This is a genomic window from Nostoc sp., assembly GCF_036919895.1.
GTDB lineage: Bacteria > Cyanobacteriota > Cyanobacteriia > Cyanobacteriales > Nostocaceae > Nostoc.
In genome coordinates, this window is the sequence record NZ_JBALBW010000020.1 from 1 (window position 1) to 17152 (window position 17152).

General features: G+C 42.2%; 16 protein-coding genes. 4 read left to right on the forward strand and 12 right to left on the reverse strand.

Annotated features, from left to right (window positions below; genetic code table 11):
* Positions 1 to 667: CHAT domain-containing protein (locus tag V7K55_RS02820; protein ID WP_334827968.1), on the reverse strand; the 667-nt coding region annotated here is incomplete at its 3' end.
* On the reverse strand, positions 668 to 994 hold the full coding sequence (locus V7K55_RS02825) for a hypothetical protein (RefSeq protein WP_334827970.1): 327 nt from the start codon (positions 992 to 994) through the stop codon (positions 668 to 670).
* 192 nt (positions 995 to 1186) lie between these two features.
* Here V7K55_RS02825 and V7K55_RS02830 point away from each other — a divergent pair, with 192 nt between their 5' ends.
* The gene (locus V7K55_RS02830) at positions 1187 to 1771 is read left to right on the forward strand and encodes an Npun_F5749 family FMN-dependent PPOX-type flavoprotein (RefSeq protein ID WP_334827972.1); all 585 of its coding nucleotides are present in this window, start codon (positions 1187 to 1189) and stop codon (positions 1769 to 1771) included.
* Between the two features lie 45 nt (positions 1772 to 1816).
* Here V7K55_RS02830 and cysE read toward each other — a convergent pair whose 3' ends face one another.
* The 8 genes from cysE to V7K55_RS02870 all read right to left on the reverse strand — a co-directional run bounded on the left by cysE (position 1817) and on the right by V7K55_RS02870 (position 11884).
* The gene (gene cysE / locus V7K55_RS02835; protein ID WP_334827974.1) at positions 1817 to 2581 is read right to left on the reverse strand and encodes a serine O-acetyltransferase; all 765 of its coding nucleotides are present in this window, start codon (positions 2579 to 2581) and stop codon (positions 1817 to 1819) included.
* Between the two features lie 146 nt (positions 2582 to 2727).
* Entirely contained in the window at positions 2728 to 3219 is a 492-nt protein-coding gene (locus tag V7K55_RS02840; RefSeq protein WP_334827976.1) for a hypothetical protein, read from the reverse strand.
* A 164-nt stretch (positions 3220 to 3383) separates the two neighbouring features.
* Positions 3384 to 3869 (reverse strand): nucleotide exchange factor GrpE, encoded by a 486-nt coding sequence (locus V7K55_RS02845; RefSeq protein ID WP_334827978.1) that lies wholly within the window; start codon positions 3867 to 3869, stop codon positions 3384 to 3386.
* Complete coding sequence (locus V7K55_RS02850; RefSeq protein ID WP_334827980.1) at positions 3862 to 4476, reverse strand: molecular chaperone DnaJ; 615 nt, start codon at positions 4474 to 4476, stop codon at positions 3862 to 3864. The genes V7K55_RS02845 and V7K55_RS02850 overlap by 8 nt, the downstream gene beginning before the upstream one ends.
* Positions 4477 to 4489: 13 nt before the next feature.
* Positions 4490 to 7219, reverse strand: a complete 2730-nt coding sequence (locus V7K55_RS02855) for a peptidase M, neutral zinc metallopeptidase site (RefSeq protein WP_334827982.1) — start codon at positions 7217 to 7219, stop codon at positions 4490 to 4492.
* Positions 7219 to 7728: a LysM peptidoglycan-binding domain-containing protein gene (locus V7K55_RS02860; protein ID WP_334827984.1), complete on the reverse strand. Its 510-nt coding sequence runs from the start codon at positions 7726 to 7728 to the stop codon at positions 7219 to 7221. Before V7K55_RS02860 ends, V7K55_RS02855 begins: the two co-directional genes overlap by 1 nt.
* Positions 7725 to 9938 carry an Hsp70 family protein gene (locus V7K55_RS02865; protein WP_334827987.1) on the reverse strand — a complete coding sequence of 738 codons (2214 nt, stop codon included), beginning with the start codon at positions 9936 to 9938 and terminating at the stop codon, positions 7725 to 7727. The genes V7K55_RS02860 and V7K55_RS02865 overlap by 4 nt, the downstream gene beginning before the upstream one ends.
* A 278-nt stretch (positions 9939 to 10216) precedes the next feature.
* Positions 10217 to 11884, reverse strand: coding sequence for a DUF3352 domain-containing protein (locus V7K55_RS02870; protein ID WP_334827990.1), 1668 nt, complete (start codon positions 11882 to 11884; stop codon positions 10217 to 10219).
* Between the two features lie 158 nt (positions 11885 to 12042).
* On the opposite strand from V7K55_RS02870, the gene V7K55_RS02875 reads away from it, so the two are divergent.
* Together V7K55_RS02875 and V7K55_RS02880 are read left to right on the forward strand one after the other, a co-directional pair.
* Positions 12043 to 12375, forward strand: coding sequence for a rhodanese-like domain-containing protein (locus V7K55_RS02875; RefSeq protein ID WP_334827993.1), 333 nt, complete (start codon positions 12043 to 12045; stop codon positions 12373 to 12375).
* Between the two features lie 435 nt (positions 12376 to 12810).
* Positions 12811 to 13983, forward strand: a complete 1173-nt coding sequence (locus V7K55_RS02880; RefSeq protein WP_334827995.1) for an HrcA family transcriptional regulator — start codon at positions 12811 to 12813, stop codon at positions 13981 to 13983.
* Positions 13984 to 14197: 214 nt separating this feature from the next.
* On the opposite strand, the gene V7K55_RS02885 is transcribed toward V7K55_RS02880, so the two are convergent.
* Both V7K55_RS02885 and V7K55_RS02890 read right to left on the reverse strand, forming a co-directional pair.
* Positions 14198 to 14476 (reverse strand): LapA family protein, encoded by a 279-nt coding sequence (locus V7K55_RS02885; RefSeq protein ID WP_334827997.1) that lies wholly within the window; start codon positions 14474 to 14476, stop codon positions 14198 to 14200.
* Positions 14477 to 14640: 164 nt separating this feature from the next.
* Complete coding sequence (locus tag V7K55_RS02890; protein ID WP_334827999.1) at positions 14641 to 16056, reverse strand: phosphoglucomutase/phosphomannomutase family protein; 1416 nt, start codon at positions 16054 to 16056, stop codon at positions 14641 to 14643.
* A gap of 148 nt (positions 16057 to 16204) precedes the next feature.
* On the opposite strand from V7K55_RS02890, the gene V7K55_RS02895 reads away from it, so the two are divergent.
* On the forward strand, positions 16205 to 17059 hold the full coding sequence (locus V7K55_RS02895) for a PD-(D/E)XK nuclease family protein (protein WP_334828001.1): 855 nt from the start codon (positions 16205 to 16207) through the stop codon (positions 17057 to 17059).
* The last annotated feature ends 93 nt before the right edge of the window (positions 17060 to 17152 follow it).

The following is a 17152-nucleotide window of genomic DNA, read 5'->3' on the forward strand; positions in this document are numbered from 1 at the left end:
GGGAGGGGTTGGGGGTGGGGTTCTTTCCCGCTTCACCAGGAGTAATTGAGGCGTGTCCAGTGAGGTGAAACACATCAAAGTCATCAAGATAGCGACTCCACACCTTACCCAACTCGCTAACGCAACCGCTTTCTTCCACCCGCAAATCGACAGCAAAATCTTGCGTATCAGCCAGAATTCTCGCCTCTTCCTGTTCAAACTCTAACTTTGGTTCCACATCTTCCGGGTCGGTTGCCATAAACAATACTCGCAATTGTCGTGCTTCTACAGAAAACCCTTCAGTTTCTTTCTCAATCCAGCGCAGAGGCAAAACCACCGGATTAACCCGCTTTACCAAAAAATCCTCACCATCATGCAGCACTTCCCAAGGTAGATGCGCCAGTTTTTTATCAGTATCAATGGCAATTACCAACCCCTCACCGCGACAGTCAGCAATTCCCCGACTCAACCAGCGTCCGTCCCCATCCAACCAAAAAAATAACTGCTTCCCGATTCCTGGTAAATTGGGCAGCAGTTTATAGTAATCTCGTTCGCCTTGCTTGAGTAAATCAGCGATTTCTGACAATTTCAGGCGACGTGATTCATAGTGATTTTTTTGAGGTAGCCAATACCTGAGTTCAACTGTTTCCTGCGTACTTTCCCGAAGTTGAATGCGGATAGTTTGCACTTATTTGCTAATAGATTTGAGGATTTCCGTGATTTCCTCTATAGTAGCTTCTTCGAGTAAAATCCTGTTTCCATTATCAGGGTCAAGAATGACCACATCAAATTGCTTCCCTGGATGAGATTTATGCCATTCTTGATACCATTTGCGAATTTGTTCAGCTAAAGCCGCAACACCACCCACAATGCCGACAATGGTAGCAACAGCTGCTAGAGTCGCCTCTTTTTGGCTAGGAACTTCGTAGCTTCCCGATATTCCAGGAATTTCTAGCAAAGCCTCGGCTGCTGCTGGTGCGCCTTCACCCTCAATACCGACTTGAATTTCTGCCATAAAGTTACCTGCGAATTTATACAAGATTCTGTATATTATCAGTTGAATTGGGGATAAGGTTCACGCAGACGTACAGAGAGGATTGTAAATTATTGACTTTGTGTTGTATCAATTGTCTAAAATAAGGCAACAGATGCAAACCTGGAAACCCAGATTGAATCTGACTTTCAAGAATTACAAATTATATTAGTTATGTCTCTTGCTCCTTGGCGAAGTGCGATCGCTCATGCACTCCATCGCAACCGCAGTCTTGTTTATGCCCGTTACCTGCAACTAGCAACAGTGCAGCCAAACGGTCGCCCCGCTAATCGTACCCTAGTCTTTCGCGGCTTCCTAGAAGATACAAACAAGCTAAGATTTATCACAGATACTCGTAGCGCTAAAGCCGACCAGATACAGCAACAACCTTGGGCGGAAGTTTGCTGGTATTTCCCCAATACACGAGAACAATTTCGCATCAATGGCGATTTGACCCTAGTCAGCAGTGATGATTATCACCAGGATTTACACCCAGCCCGAACCGCAATCTGGCAAGAACTGAGTGATGCTGCACGTTTACAGTTTGCTTGGCCTCATCCTGGTAAACCCAGAATCAAAGAAGCAGAAGCCTTTGAGCCATCACCACCCGATCCTGTTGAACCAGTCCCTAATTTTTGTCTACTGCTACTCGACCCAGTGCAGGTAGACCATTTAGAATTACGCGGCGAACCACAAAATCGATGGCTTTACCACCGTAATCAACAGCAAGAGTGGTCTAGCGAAGCAATTAATCCGTGATTTAGTCAAGAGTCAAAAGATTGACCTTTAACCCTTGACTTTTAACTAAATGCCAGCACCATCTAAAAATTGCTGGATGGTCTTATCTTTGAGGTTGCACCAGCGAGTATCGTGGGTTGGCTCATCTTCTTTGGTGGCTAAACAACCCACTAAAACAGGAGTTTTTTCTGAAGAATTGGTGCGCTGAAGAGTTTGTATTTGTTCTTCCAACGCCTCAATTCGGTCTACTAAAGCACGAATTACTTGAGCTTCTGAATCTGGTAAGTTATTGTGTTCAAGAGGTGAAACCCGAACTCCAGAACGATACATGATGCGCCCAGGCACCCCTACCACAGTACAGTCTGAAGGCACATCTCTGAGAACAACAGAACCAGCACCAATACGGACGTTATTCCCAATTTGGATATTGCCCAGTACCTTTGCTCCAGCCCCGACTACGACGTTTTCACCCACAGTTGGATGACGCTTACCACATTCTTTACCAGTACCTCCAAGGGTGACACCTTGATAAATTAGGGCATAGTCTCCCACGATCGCAGTTTCACCAATTACTACACCCATCCCGTGGTCAATAAACACGCTTTGCCCAATTGCTGCACCAGGGTGGATTTCAATTCCAGTCAAAAACCGAGCCACGTGAGAAATCAGGCGGGGAATAAAGGGAAGACCGACAGTATACAGCCAGTGAGCCAGCCTATGGAATAGCAGGGCTTGCAAACCAGGGTAACAAAATAAAACTTCCAACCAGTTACGGGCAGCTGGGTCACGTTCAAATATGATACGAAAGTCAGCACGCAGTATAGATAGCACGAGATAGCACCCTCGGAAAGCACAACAAGCTACTCTCCCATATTATCCTCTCAGGCGTTGCACGTAAGAATTGGGAATTGGGAATGAAGAAGAAACAAGGGAGACTTGTTCAATTATTTCCCCCTGCCTCCTCTGCCCCCCTGCCTCTACTGCTGCTCCACTGTCAGAGTGTAATCGCGTTTGACCCCAGGATTAAATGTACCTACCCAAATCCGATAAGTGCCACTTTTCCAGTTGCGATCGCTAACGCTAGCATCTTTGCTTTTGCCAGTGTCATCGCCGCAACGAATCGTACTTTGATCTGGGCCTTGGATCGTTAAAGTGGTGTCGCTTCCCCCGCTATCTACTTGTATTGTCAGCTGGGAAAAGTCTTTTTCTAAAACCATAATATGATCTGGATTGGGATCGGCAAAGCCTATACATGCTTTTTGATCGCGATCGCGGTTACTGATGGCAGACAATGAGTAAGAACCACCTGTAAACCCCTGCACTGTCCCTTGTGCTGCATTAAAGTTTGCTGATAAGTTGAAAGTACCAAAATTCGCTGTTTCTGCGATTACAGGAGTCGCTGTGATGGCAGTAAGTATAGCCAACAACCAGCCGCCGGTAAACTGAAGTCGGGGGCGACAGTATTTCATAGTAGCCCTCCAACAGGCTGTTAAATTAGTAATGATATATACATATTCTAATGAAAAAATTCCAGTGAAATTTCAGTTGGTTGTGCCACATTAAAATGTGCCACAATAAAGGGTTTTGAGAGTAAACGGCTAATTGCTAGGCAATCTCTTGATATAAACAGCAACTACGATTCTTCAACTGATGATTTAGATGTGATTACCTCTGTTGGACGTAGGGTTTTCTCTCCTAAATAAAACCCTCTACGGACGATTTTAGTAATTGTTTGGTCTGCTAGATCATTTCTTTCTTCACGATCGACAACACGGCATAAATTAAAATCTGGTTGTGTACTTTGCAGTTCTATTTCTATAGGTAATACATGACGCTTTGCTAGTATACCGAGAAACTTTCGATTAACCGCCCCCACAGACTTGGGTAAACGCTGGATAAACTCTGGGCTGGGATTGGAATTCTGTTCTAGATAATCCAGTAATGCTTCTAATGCATCACCAATTTCTAGCAGTTCTAAAAATAAATCTTCAGCGTTTGCTGCGGTTTGAGTTTGCTGTTCTCGCAAGGATTGTTGTAGTAAAACATTTTCCTTTTGGAGGTTGCCAAATTTTTGTATGGTTAAGTCGCACTTCTCTTTACTGAGAATAAAATTAAACATGGGAAACCTCTTTTGATAATATTGGTAAAGTTTTAGTTGCCCAAGTTTGCACTTGGGGATGAGTATGGTTAGTCAGAAGCTGACAAAGCGCGATCGCTCTTTCTAACTGTCCAACTATTTTATACACTTTAATCAGCCACATTTGGGCTTGAATGTAATCTTTACTATTCGGGTCTGTAGAGCCTTGGCAGTAGTCTTCGAGATATTTTATCGCTTTGGGATAACGTTCCTCTTTACAAGCTATAATGCCCTCTGTGAATAGTTCTGATAGCGTCATCGGTAAAGGCTCTCGCTCTAGGCGTTCTTCTTGGGCAGACTGAGCGATCGCTTGCTCTAATCCATCAAATTCTGGCAATAACATCAGTCTAGGTGCTGGCTGAAGCAAAGCTGATAAATCACTATATTTGAACTGCTTAATGGTGGGCAGTATAGGACGCAAATAGTCGGCAATGATGCGTTCCTCTGGTTTTAATAAGCTTTTTTGGGCTTTAGCAATGATATCCACAGGATGTTTTTTCTGCTTCATTGCCACTGCTACAGCTTTTGCAATTTCAGCTTTCGATGCTGCTGGGGATACACCCAGAATGTCGTAAGGATTGTATTCCATTAGATACCTTTAATTAACGAATCTTTAGGCTGTGGTAAATTTCTTGAAAAGCAGGTTCCTCTGGACAAAGTTCATAAGCCCAACGACCTAATTGCTGAATTAAATCAAAAGATGAATCGCGGTTTTGGATACCTTTAACTAAGGTATTAATAAAAAATTCAGCTACATAGCGAGGAATAGAGTCATGTTGTGAGTATTTGGCACGAAGAACAGCTTCATCAAAGCGATCGCATTTCATTAAATTTTGAATATCCTTCAGTTCTTGGCTAAATCCGTAAACTTCTTGGACATTTGGATCGTCTGGACAAAGTTCATAAGCCCAATATCCTAATTGATAAATATCTTCAAATCCTAAATCCCGATTTTGGAACCCCTTGATTAATATATCTACACAAATGTCTGACACAATATTACGTAGACGTTGATGCTGGGATTTCTTAGCACGTTGTACAGCTTCTTCAAATTGATTATCTTTTAATAAATTCTCAATTAATTCTAATTCTTGGTTAAATTCAATTCTCTGAATTAAGTCAATTACAATAGGATTCTGATTGTCAATTTCTTTTATTTTTTGTAGTTCTCTTAGGGCTATTGCTGGTGAAATTTGTTCATTAGCAATTTGTTCGCGTATTTCTTCCGCCTTATACTCAGCTAGATAACTTCTAGCGTCTCTACTTCCTAAAAGATCGTACCAAAATTGGGCAAACTCTAAATTTTCTTGAGATTCTGATATTGCTTGACGTTGTAATCCACAAAGTCTGTCTATTTCTTCTTGCCAATCCTTACTAGCTTGAATTTCTGGCTTTGCTTGCTTCAGAGGAATAATTGCCTCTCGCCATTTTTGCTGTTGTAGCTGATAGCAACCTTCGTGATAAGCGACAAATTTTTGAGCAAATGCTACGATATCAGAATTATCTGTGGTTGAGGGTTTAAGTTGAATTGCTCTTTGGTAATCTCCTTCTAAACAAGCAGCCATAGCTAATCCCCAATTTGTATAAAGGGAATTTAGAATTTTTTGGTTAGCATTTGTCCTATTGTCAAAAATACCTTGCCATTCAGGAAGGTAATGCTGATAACAACCAGGTGTGATAAATATATCCTTTATTTTCATTCCCCACTTTGATGGCTCACCCATGAGGTTTAGAGATACTACTTCTAATCGGTAGCTATCGCGTAGGTTTAAATATTCAATAATATTTTTATCTTTCCAAGTATCTATTAATACTGTTATCTGGCGTTTTAATTCCAAAGAGACTGAGGTAAATTGTACAGGTTTATTTTCTAGCCAAGGCACATCTTTAAGGGTCGGATCTTCAGTTATATTTGCCAACGCTGTTGAGAATGAAATTATCACATCTAACAACTTTATAGGGTCAGTTTTAGCAAGATAATAATTTGCTATTGCCCAATTATGTAATGTAGTAATATTAGGCTGTGAAATCCAAGCTTTTTCAGCTTTATCGGCAATAATTCTCCAGTTTTTCTCTTGCCATACTTCCACTTCTAAACGTGGCTGAATATGCTCGTTGAGATTTTTCTCAACTAACGGATCTGAACCAAATTTTTGGATGAATTCTGTACTTTCTGTTTTAGCATTTTCCCAATTTTCAGCTTTTACTAGTTGCTCTATATTCTGTAGTCTTAGCAAGCGTTGGCGTTGGGAAAGGTTTTTGATAATTTCTTGTTGCTTGGCAATATTAGGAGTAGTCAACCCAAGCCATTCTTTATAAGCTACCTGTAAATTTTCTTGTTGGGCGTAGGCAAAACCCCGTAAGTAAGCAGCTTGTTCTCCAGCTATAGCTTCTAGGTGAGTTAGTGCGGTTGCCCATGCTTGAGTTTTAATTGCCACAAGTGCTAACCGGATTTGGCAGTATGTAGAGTTGGGTAAGAGCAATTTAGCATTTTTATAAAGGGATGCAGCCGCCTTAAAATCACCCGATTTTTCTGCTGCTAGCCCTTGGCGATACTGTTCTCTTCCTTTAAGTGTTTGTTGTAACTTTTGGAGTAAATCAAGTCCATCAGAGCGAGAAAAGTTAATCAGGGCATTTTTTAAAAGTGCGATCGCTCTCTGTAATCTTCCTTCACTTTCAGCTTGTTGCACCTTTTTTAAAGCAGCATCATAAATTTCTTCTTGTTGGACTTGGGCAAGACTTGCAGCGATCGCCTTTTCTAAAGACTCAGTAGAATAAAGCTTTTGTGCCTCTAGATAAACTGCGATCGCATTTTTATAAAACCGATTTTCTGCCTGAGACTGGGCCTGTGTCACTAAATTCAAAAACTGCTGTCGCCGTTGCAGTTCTTGTTGGTGCTGCTTGATTACCCGCGAGATGCGATCGTCGTGGATAATTTTGGTACAGCGTTGATAAATGGCGATCGCATTTGCAAGTATTTGCGCTTCTAAAGGATCGCCTGTATCTTGCTTGAGAATGGTTTTAGCATTAGCAGCTAGTTTATCTACTTCTGCTACTTGATAGCGCCACTGCTTTAGTTGCTGGGTAAGATTGTCTAACAGCTTCCCCAGCAGCAATTGACAAATCAAACGCTCCCAAAAACCTGGTTTTCTCGACCAGACTGCGAGAGCTTTTTCTGCAATCATTACCGCTTCTCGCAGACGTTTGTTTTGGGCTAATTGTGCGGCTTTTTGACTGGCTTCTTTAGTCTGTGGCGCTTGCTTCCAGGCATCAACAATGCCCACTCCCAGTAAATTTTTAGTTAAAGCATTCAAACTATCGAGGATGCTCATTAAGCGCCATCCTTGCAGTTAGGGATTTTTAACACATCCCCTACGTCTATATCATCTTCCCGCCCTTTGAGTTGGGGGTTGGCTTTAAGCATTACTTGCCAAGAGGTTCCCTTACCACAAAATTTTTCGGCGATCGCGCTGAGGTAATCTCCCGATTTTACAGTATAGGTAATTGGTTTTAGGGGTTCCTTAGCTGTCACAGGAGCATTATTAACTGGTAGTGTTGGGCGATCGCTAATAATTGGATCGGGAGAAGAGACAGTTAATGTCTGTAACTGCGGTTGCAGGAATATAAAACTGCTCATTGCTCCCAACCCAATGCCGATAATTAGCAGCAGTAAAGCAACTCCTAGTTGCCATTTGCTAATTTTCACTTGTTGCAGAGGATTTTCTACCTGCGGTAATTCTTTAAGCATCCGAATTACAGAAAGGTCGGTGTCACAGTTAGGACAAGTATCACCTTCAATTTCTTGGTAATCACACACAGGACAGTCGAGCTTCATCTTCATCGCGTTAGCCCTGTGACAATGCTGTTGCTGGGTAACTCTTCATTTATCCAACGCTTGACATCTGGTTGCAATTCATTCCATAAGCGATTGGCTTCGTTTCCATCATCGCTTTCCATAGCGCCAAGCATCCGAAAAAGTTTGTCAGACATGGCATTTGCTTGAGTAGGTGCAACTGCGTGGGCTTGACGGATTGCTAAAAAACAAGCTTGAATAAGCTGGACTTGATCGGGTAGATTGTCAAGTTCTCGTCTTGCATCTTCACTCTGAGATTCCATCTTGGAGAGGTTATTGGTGTTGATGGCATCTTGCAATTCTTGACTTAGTTTTTGTAATCGTTCCTGCTGTGGTTGGGGAATTATGGAGCCGCAAAGTTTAACTACGCGATCGCATTCATTCATTAGGTACTCGGCTTGTAGGCTTTCCTTAGACATAGATACCTGGAATTTTTTCAAGTTTGCACTAGCGCGATCGCGTAAATCGCTGCGTTCCTCTCCAGTCTTCGGATCGATGATTTGGTTACTTAACTGCACCACTGGTAACGCTAACTTCAGCGCTTCTTCTACACCAAGATGAGTTAAGTTTTGGTCGTTGAGTTCTGCGATCGTTTCTTCTAATCCCTTATATATTTTCTCATCTGAGCGTCCCCGCGAAAAGGTGCAACTCACTCTTTCTGAAGGGTCATTTTTTAATGTCGCAGTCATCCCTAGACCATTATTTTTTTCATCTAACTCCAGGTTGACTAAAACTTCTGTCCCTCTTGGATAAGATTGGTTTAAACCCAACCAAATATCTCCAATACTGTCATCTTCATATATCCCATCCAAATCTTCCCTTACTTGATCGGGGCTGAAAAACTTAAAGTGAATCAACCGTTGTCCATCAGCAGCAATTTTAAAAGTGTGGGATGTCGTCACTGGTAAAATATCACCCCGCTTAATTACTTGCTCTCTGTCATCCACCAGCTTGATAAAATAATCACGGGATACTGTTGTTACTTTGTCTGTTTGTCCAGCCGCGACAATTGCTGCACCCTCAGCCACCGCATACATCGGGCGGGGATGCACCATTACTTTATCGGCTCCAAAGGCTTCTCTGACTTTGCGTTGGACTACAGGAATTTGGCAAGAACCGCCAACCAATAACACTACATCTATCATCTCTAGGTGATGTTCAGCGTCTTCTAGTGCTTGGCGGCAAATCTGAATCGATCGCTCCACCAAATCAGAAATTATTTCCTCAAATTGCTCACGAGTGATTTCTACTTCAATCGGAATGGCAATACCCAATTCGTCGAGTAATTGAGTAGCGGGAGCAATGCGAGATACTGTAGCAGTGCTTAGTTCAACTTTGGCGCGTTCTACTGCTAACTTCAAATCTGCATTAAATCGCACTCGTTGATAGTGCGGCATTTTGGTAATCAAGCCATCAATATCAGCAATTCCTTCTTCCTGGGAAAATTGCTGTTTAACAAACTTGATAATCCGAGAGTCAATGTCATCTCCTCCCAACCATAAATCCCCAGCTTTTCCCAGTTCAATAAATGAAGTTCCTGCTGCTTGAATCACTGAAGCATCAAATGTACCACCGCCAAAGTCAAAAACTAAAATTGTTTTAAAATCATCCCCATTTGGAGAAAAACCGTAAGATATGGCCGCGGCTGTGGGTTCCGGTAGCAGTTCTAAGGGAGTGATTCCAGCTTTGAGTGCAGCTGTACGGGTTGCATGACGTTGTTTGTCATTGAAGTAAGCGGGGATGGTAATAACTGCTTGGTCTATGACTTCGCCTGTTTTACCAATTCCTTGGCGATAAGCTTGGGCATTTTGCACAACTTTTTTAAGAATTTCAGCAGAAATATCCTCTGGCTGATATTCTTTGCCTCCTAGCCAGACTGCAATACCGTTGTCTGTTCCCTGACTTGGTTGAGCAATTTTGTAACCAAATTCTGACTTTTGTTTCTGTACGGCTGGATCACCAAAACCTCTTCCTATTAGGCGCTTGATGGAAACAACAACGTTTTCAGGGTTAGCTCTAAGTTGGTTGTAAGCTTGCTCTCCTACCAAAAATTTATTTTGCTCACAAGCAACGACCGATCGCGTCAGTTTCCTATCTGGGGGCGTGTTATCGTTAGCTGTCACCACTTCCACTTCTGCTAACTTAAAAGCAGCGACAGAATTAGTCGTCCCTAAATCAATGCCAATTGCCTTGCCCATTACCGATCGCTACCTGAGTATTGTGTAAATTATTTCTGATATATTTGATACTCGCTGCCACGTCGAACCTAAATTTCTCAGCCAGCAGCCAGTACCTATCCAAAGATTACAAATACAAATAGCAAATGCTACAGAAAATCTACGTAAATATCATGGGAGAAAAAAAGGCAGAAAGCAAAATACATCATAGTCCCCTCCTCGCTTGCGGGGAGGGGGTTGGGGGTGGGGTTCTTTTACTTCGGGCTATACCTTCTACACTTTGACTCGTTGTGAAAATCTCACGAATTATTAAGTTGGAAGAAAACACCACCTTTAAGCGATCGCGTGTCAGTTCCATAACTGCTGACTGTAAGCGATCGCAATTTATCAAAAAACGGTTTCCCTAAAACTTCTGCTAGTTTGAGAATTGGTACTTGACGCTCTAACAAATTCTGGCTCTTTGTCCAGTCAAGATATATGTAGCCTTGGTTGGGTAAGGGAATAGCAGCGATACTATCTTTGAAATTGGGATTGTCAATTAAGGAATTATCCTTAGTTGTAAGAATTTCATCCATAGTTTCTAAGTCAGAAGTGAAAATTTCGTAATTTCCTAAAGCTGTATGCAATCCCCGCACTTTTGTTTCAATAGTGAAAGATGCTCTTTCTTTAACATCACTTTTTTTAGTCGCCGTAGTTAACTCTGTCCAAGCCGAGATTTTTTGCTTGTCTTCCTTGTCTATAGTCAGGGTATTAATGCTCAGTCCGTTAGATGATGCGATCGCATCCAAACGAGCAATACCTGATTCTACACTCTCAGATTTTTCTACTACAAAAATCCAATGAGGGTTTGTTTGCTCTTTCGCAGGTAACAATGCTACGGCATATTCTCCTTGTACCCAGCTAAAAATATCCTCTGGTAAGTTTATCCCCCAGCGTTTTTGAACATCCACCAAAGGTTTTGCTAACCGAGAAACAACATCTTCCCCAGAACCATATATAGTAGCTGTTGCTTGGCTCCAAAGTTTGGCTAAATCACTCTTACCCAAATTACTCAAATTTGAGCCGGAAATTGCCAAACCTGCGGATGCTGGAACATAGTGCAATGCTCCCACAGGTTTAGATAGTGGCGAGGATGGAGAAAGAATTTCCGATGAAGTTAAAAAGGTGGTTTCTGCTAGCAATCCTTTGGGATTCAACGCCAGAGAAATAATTTCACTATTATAAAGTTGTTCTGGTAGTTCTAAGCCTTGCCATTTTGCCACAACGGGAAGATTCAAGAATGCTACAGCTACACCCCCTTTAGGTAGTTCTTTGGTAGCTTTTTGATATTCGGGGGAGCTAGTCAAGTTTAGATCGGGTGCTTGGACGTTATTGATTGCATCTCGTAATACTTTCGGATCGTTAGCAAACAACACAAAACCTTCACCAACAACCGCACCTGCAAGCAAATCCTTTTTTGGTTGATTATCAGAAATCAGCTTTACGCCTTTGTATTGTTCAACAGCTAAGGTTGCGCCAGCTAACGCCCGTTTGGAAAACAACAACTCCAGAAACTCGCGGCTTTTCTCTGGTTGCTTGGTTGCTAGTGCTAACAGATACCCTGGCTGCTGTCCGTTTTCTGAGTCCCGATCGATATCTAAGGTGGCGATCGCTAATGTAATTTCTTTCCCTAACCAGGGTTGCACGTCTTGTTTATAATCTATGCCACTCTTGGCAAATAAACTGGTTTTGAGTTTAGATAGTTCCTCTTCACGATCCAACGCCTGTAACTGATCGGGATTGGCTAGCAATGAAACCATTGCAGGAGATAGTTTCGACACGAATATTGCTGCACTAGGCTGGGAGGTAGAAGCAATCAGGTTAGCCGGATTTTTGGCGAAAAACCAGTAAAAGCCAGCGATCGCAATTACTAGCAGTGCGATCGCACCTGCGACGATAAAACCAATAAATGAACGTTGACTATTCACATTAAACCTTTAAAAAAGACGGTTTACAGCCATTTAAGCAGAAAGCCTAGCAGAATTTATCAGCCTTCTTGAGAATGGATACTCATGCAAAGGCAGAGATTTTCTGTCACCATAAAATAAGATTAGGACTGTTTATCGGGAATTCTTTTAGTCAACCCATGAACCAGATTAGTGTAGAAGAACTGGCAAAACGTCTTTCCTCTGGTGATGGAAGTATACAGCTAGTGGATGTGCGAGAACCAGAAGAATTGGCGATCGCTAGCATTGAGGGCTTTGTCAACCTACCTTTGAGTAAATTTGCCGAATGGGGAGATGAAGTACCTACCCTCTTCAATCCCCAAGCTGAAACCCTTGTATTATGCCACCACGGTATTCGCTCTGCCCAGATGTGCCAATGGTTAATTGCTCAAGGTTTTACAAATGTGCAAAATATTTCGGGCGGTATTGACGCTTACTCCATCTTAGTAGACCATTCAACTCCCCAGTATTAGCTCGTGTTTAGGTGCATTACTCAGATGGAATGGAAATTAACTCTTCCATCTGGCTTTTGTGATTGTGAAAACATAACTACATCAAGTTAGCAAGTTTCTCAACTTGCTACATCCTTACGGAACTTTTCCACCCAAATATTCGCTGCGATCGCCGCAAAAATACGTATCCCATAATACTTTTATCAGTGTAGAATAATGCAAAAATAAGCTGATAAAGGATGTTATAAATCCAAACTTTCAGCCTTGGCTGCAAAAGCCTAAATTCTATTTAGAGTGCAATTTTAAAAGGTGTTGTGCGTGAACCTTAAAATTAATTATCACAATATAATTCTATAATTTGTTATCTTAATCAATTATTAATATTCTTTTTTTTCGATCAAATCCAGAATTTTTTCCAGAATTTGATTAAAATTTGCCTCTAGCAAAACATACCCTATGGAAGTCCAGTTAACAAATCGACAACAGCATATACTTTGGGCAACGGTACGTCACTACATTGCTACAGCAGAGCCTGTTGGTTCAAAGGCTTTGGTCGAAGAGTACGACTTGGGTGTAAGTTCAGCCACAATTCGCAATGTCATGGGCGTTTTAGAAAAGTCTGGATTACTCTACCAACCACACGCTTCTGCTGGACGAGTACCATCAGACTCAGGCTATCGCATTTATGTTGACCAGCTAATTACACCTTCTCTGCGTTCGCGCAGCGTGTCGCAGACAGACGCTACGCATAGCTTGCTTCCACGTTCGCGCAGCGTCCCGCAGGGAAGTGGTACGGAAGCTTTAGGGCGAGAAGTAGAAGTAGCACTGCACAAGCATCTTCAGGGGGAAGATCGGAGTTTAGAAACCCTACTACAAGGAGCCGCGCAAATTTTAGCAACCTTAAGTGGTTGCATTAGCTTGATTACCATGCCGCAAACGACTACAGCGCTATTGCGACATCTGCAATTAGTGCAAATTGAAGCTGGGCGGATTATGTTAATTGTTGTTACCGATGGTTATGAAACGCATTCCAAATTGATGGATTTGTCGCCAATATCAGAAGAAACACAACGGGATTCAGAGGTAATCGATCGCGAGTTGCAGATTGTTTCTAACTTTTTGAATACCCATTTGCGGGGGCGAAGTCTGTTGGAATTACCCAACCTCAACTGGAGCGAACTAGATCAAGAATTCCAACGCTACGGGGAATTCTTGAAAAATTCAGTTGCGGAATTGACTAGTCGCACTCTTGCGCCGACTGCAACCCAAATTATGGTTAGGGGTGTATCAGAAGTTTTGCGCCAGCCGGAATTTTCTCAGCTACAGCAGGTACAAACAATTATCCACCTGCTGGAAGAAGAACAAGACCAACTATGGCGATTAATATTTGAGGAACCAGAACCAGAGGATGCTGGGAAATCAAGGGTAACGGTTCGTATTGGTGCAGAAAATCCCTTAGAACCGATTCGCAGCTGTACTTTGATTTCTTCCACCTATCGCCGAGGTTCAATACCAGTTGGAAGTGTGGGAGTTTTGGGGCCAACACGTTTAGATTATGAAAGTGCGATCGCAGTTGTGGCATCTGCTGCTGATTACCTCTCAGAAGCCTTCAGTTATTTTAATCCGTAATGTAATGTTTATGGATAAGGGACTTCCAGAAAAATTTATTCAGATTATATTTTTCTTACTCCCTCAGCTAAGATCCCTCTGCAAGAACTGCTTACACAGCGATTGGTTATTTTTTTATTTGGAAGTCCCTTGTATTCCTGGCTTATGACACAATTGTGCATATCAGTAGATGAAGAGTATTTAACTGGTGTACTTCTGTATGTTTTTTCAAACCTTAAAAATCTTCATCATCAACAAAAAATTCGGCATCGTCTTCTAATCGAGAATTACCCTGGCCAATACCAGTAAGTCCCCACAGAGGTTGCAGCAGTGCCATGCCAATTAACCCGACAACGGCACTAAAAGCCAGAACTAAACCCATTGGTATTTGAATCGATTGGAATGTTAAGAATTTTAACGATATGGGTGTGGCATTTTGGACTGAAATAATTGCGATCGCAATTACCCAAACCGCTACAACTAAAGATGTAAAAAAAGGAGCGAGAGTTTTCATATTTTTACTGAAGTGAGGAGTGAGGAGTGGGAAGTTATATATAGCGTTTCTCGGTCGAGTGAGGTACACCGGTAGGGGCACGGCACTGCCGTGCCCTTACACTTCGCTGTTAATAGAAGTTAAGATTTCTAAATTAATAATTCTTAACTCCTAACTCCTTTTTCTTATGATTCTAATTGGGCAATGACACTCTCTAACTCTTGGGCGATTTTGGTGAGTTTTTCAGGAGTGTTGGTTTCGAGATAGACGCGCACCAGTGGTTCTGTACCGGAAGGACGCAGTAAAACCCAGCTACCCTCTTCCAAATACAGCTTAATACCATCTTTACGTCCTACTTCCTTGACTTGAATTCCTGCTACCTCTGTAGGTGGATTTTTAGTAAAGGAGTCGATGACGGCTGTTTTGTGCGCCCCTGTGAGGTGCAAGTCTAGGCGGTTGTTGTAAAGTGGGCCATCGGCTTCTGCGATCGCTTCTGCCACCATTTGACTTAGTGGTTTGCCTTCATAAGCGATCGCTTCTGCCACCAGCATATCGGCTAATACCCCGTCTTTTTCGGGAATATGCCCGATAATACTCAATCCACCTGATTCTTCCCCACCAATTAATACAGCAGTTTCGCGCATTTTTTCGCCGATGTATTTAAAACCAACTGGTGTTTCGTAAATTTGCAGCCCATTTTTAGCAGCGAAATTATCCAGCAGGTGGGTTGTAGCCACAGTGCGGACTATCGCGCCAGTTTTACCTTTATTTCTAATTAAATGTCGTGCTAGAACTAACAGCACAGTATTGGGAGTGAGGACAGTTCCTTGCTCATCAACGATACCAAAGCGATCGCTATCTCCATCTGTCGCCAAACCCAAATCAGCGCGATCGCGAACTACTGCTTCCACTAACTCAACTAACTGTTCTCCTTTGGGTTCCGGCATTCCACCGCCAAATAAAACATCCCTCCAATCGTGAAAACTTTCTAGCTGAACGCCACTATGTTGTAAAACTTCATCTAAATAGCCGCGAGAGGTAGAATATAGCGCATCATACTTTACCTTTAAATTAGCGCTTTTGATTCTTTCTATATCAAGTAGAGTATAGATAAATTGCAGGTAATCTGGTTTCGGATCGAAAATTGAAATTGAACCTGATGGTTTGCTCCCAGGCAACTCATCCGATGCACTTTCTAGATTTGCCACAATAGTATCAGTAATCTCTGGAGTGGCAGGCCCAGCATAATCGGGTATATATTTAATTCCACAGTAGTGTGCTGGATTATGGCTAGCAGTAAACATCAACGCCCCTGCGGAATTTAGGTGACGGGCGTTGTAGGCAATTACTGGTGTGGGGCAATCCCGATCGGTAATTTTCACAGTCCAACCCAAGTCTGCCAGGACTTGGGCCGCCATTTGGGCAAACTGGTCAGCTAAAAAGCGAGTATCGTAGGCAACAAGTACTGGTCTATCTTTTTTGTAAGCTGTTTCCAAATAAGTGGCGATCGCTCTTGTTACTTTTCGTACATTAGGAAAAGTAAAGTCATCGGCAATAATCCCTCGCCACCCATCAGTGCCAAATTCTATCTTGCTGGACATTTTTGCCACTTGCTCCCGCTTACATAATCAGTACTATAAAAGCTTCCTGCAAAGCGTGTGTAGCAGCAATTATCACTCGAAGTTCTTTTCTAAGAAAGCCTTAGCTTAAACTTCTCCCCACCGTATTTTCTCTCACTGTTTCTGAGCAATGTCAACCCCCGATCGACCTTTTGCCAGTTATCACCTTTGGTCTCTAGTTGCCCCAGCGACTGGGCAAGAACGCTGGCATTGCCAGATGAGACGGGGGTTTATCAAAGCACGGCAACACGAACCACAAGTCAAAGCTCTTTTAGGACAAGCCACCGCACCCCAGAGGATTGGCATACTCGCCCAAAAAGGCATTTATGAGTTTCATCATCACAGCTATCTATTGAAGGAAGCAGATGGCGTAGAAAGGGTTGCACAGCTACTGAAATTAGGCAACTCAAGCGTTCAAGTTCAGCAACGCGTACTGCAAATTTTGCAAAAATATCACGATGCGCCGTTGCTTTTGGATAAAGATATTATCGAATTAACTCCGGGTGATGAAGGCTTTCCCAAACCGATAGTAGTTGAGCAAGAAGATTATTGCTTTCGCTTATATGCAGCTATGGACTGCGTTTTTATTGAGTCTGATAGCACTTTACATATTTTAGATTTCAAAACTGGTAAGTCGGCTTTTGACAAACGACAAGCATTAGTTTATTTATTAGCGGCTCGTTATCTTTACCCTGGACGAGAAGCTGTCGCATCATTTTATAATTTGGAAATATGTAAAAAGTCTGAATTAATTAGTATCAATAATAGTGAATTAGAATCTTTAAAATTTGATTTAGCGAATGTTGCCCACAAGCATCAGCACGATTTGCACAAATATCAGGAAGAAACTACTAATTTTAGTAAAATCTTCCCTCCTAATCCTGGCTCTCACTGCCGCTTTTGCCCATTTAATTCCATCTGTGAGTTTGCCGATTTTAAGCAGCATCAATCATATCCACTGCCCAGTTTAAGAGTTAATAGCTAATTAGTTTATTTACCTTGGTTCAATTTTCAAACAAATCTACTAAATACCCGTATTTTTACTGGACTGATTCTCTTCTCCTATCAGACAACCTAG